The sequence below is a fragment of the Vibrio sp. 10N.247.310.17 genome (assembly GCF_041466605.1).
Lineage (GTDB): Bacteria > Pseudomonadota > Gammaproteobacteria > Enterobacterales > Vibrionaceae > Vibrio > Vibrio tasmaniensis_A.
On record NZ_JBFSTC010000229.1, the window covers coordinates 1 to 1,190 of the forward strand.

The window sequence follows — 1,190 nt, forward strand, 5'->3', positions numbered from 1 at the left end:
TCCCTTGGAGCACTGAAAATAAGTGTAACCCACCTCCGGAAATGGAGATATCCCCACTCGAAAAAGCGCTGATGGACGTGACCGGATGGAGCATTAAAGGGGTTCAATGCTTACTCAAACCGCTGTCGATGGGGGCGAAAATCCCCATTGATAAGCACACCACTCTCAGCCTTATCAACGGACGGTTGGGAGTCACTTAACCCACGCCAACGATGTGAATCAGGGGCATTTTAACTAACGTCGAGAGACAGGAACTTTTATGAACATATCTATCAACACTAAAGCGATTTATTTTTACAGCTACAATATGCCAGTTGTCGGTGAACAGATTTTAATCACCGAACAAAACTTATCGCATGAATGTAATTTTATTCCAATGAACGAGCTTGCCGCTTTAAATGCAATTAACAAGGGCGTGCCGTTTGTTACGGATGCAGGTGAGCATGTTCACGTACTAGGAGCTGCTCACTAACCACGAAGCCAACGTCGAGAGACAGAGGAAGACAATGAAAAGACTATCGCTTGAGGAGTGTCAGCGAGATTTAGCCGCCCTCGATGCGGCTGACAAGCTGACCGCCAGCCTGAAAGTGGAAATTGACCGTTTTAAAGAAATGGACACCGGCGCACTCATGAAAAAAGCCATGGGGATGTTGATGAGTGGCAACCTCTCACTGGAGGCATTAGGGCTTCCCGTCAACTTGTTTGAGCAGCTTGAGCACCTCGACAAGCTCAATGGGGTCGCTCGCCTGAAATACCGTGCAGTGGTAGAGGTTCAAAAGCAGCAGCTTGATGAGATGGAAAGTGCAGAGGTGGATCATGGCTGAACATAAAAACCCAATCCGTGGGTATCTCTCTTGTCCGGTTTGTCAGTCGGTCGCCAGCGCTCATCAAGTGGGTGAAGGGAAACTGATTGCTACAGGGGAGCCGCCTAAAAACAGCCGCAACATCGGGTTGATGTATTACCGTTGCCCAAAGTGCGGTAACAGCTCACATAGCCATGAAGTGACCAAGTTCATTAAAGCGAATCTTGTCGCTGACTCAACCGAACTTCAACCGACAGTCACCGATAAACTGTCGGTGGTTGATCCGGTTTTGATAACCGAACCTAACCGAACAGAGGTAACCGACGCGGTAACCGAACTAACCGAGGGGTTAACCGAACCGGAAGAAACACAAGAAACCAGTAAAGA

General features: G+C 48.3%; 3 protein-coding genes and 1 pseudogene. All 4 read left to right on the top strand.

Annotation, left to right across the window (positions count from 1 at the left end; translation table 11 throughout):
* Nucleotides 1-200 (top strand): annotated as a pseudogene (locus AB6D80_RS25035) (replication endonuclease); the annotation flags it as partial.
* Nucleotides 201-259: 59 nt separating this feature from the next.
* Nucleotides 260-472 (top strand): hypothetical protein, encoded by a 213-nt coding sequence (locus AB6D80_RS25040; RefSeq protein ID WP_048615176.1) that lies wholly within the window; start codon nucleotides 260-262, stop codon nucleotides 470-472.
* 34 nt (nucleotides 473-506) lie between these two features.
* Nucleotides 507-824, top strand: coding sequence for a hypothetical protein (locus AB6D80_RS25045; RefSeq protein ID WP_017099393.1), 318 nt, complete (start codon nucleotides 507-509; stop codon nucleotides 822-824).
* Nucleotides 817-1,190, top strand: a 374-nt coding sequence (locus tag AB6D80_RS25050) for a hypothetical protein (protein ID WP_372189924.1), incomplete at its 3' end; no start/stop codon positions are given. The genes AB6D80_RS25045 and AB6D80_RS25050, both read left to right, overlap by 8 nt.

Excerpts from the sequence above, each read along its gene's own strand:
- AB6D80_RS25040 (WP_048615176.1), top strand. The coding sequence starts at position 260 with ATGAACATATCTATCAACACTAAAGCGATTTATTTTTACAGCTACAAT.
- AB6D80_RS25045 (WP_017099393.1), top strand. The coding sequence starts at position 507 with ATGAAAAGACTATCGCTTGAGGAGTGTCAGCGAGATTTAGCCGCCCTC.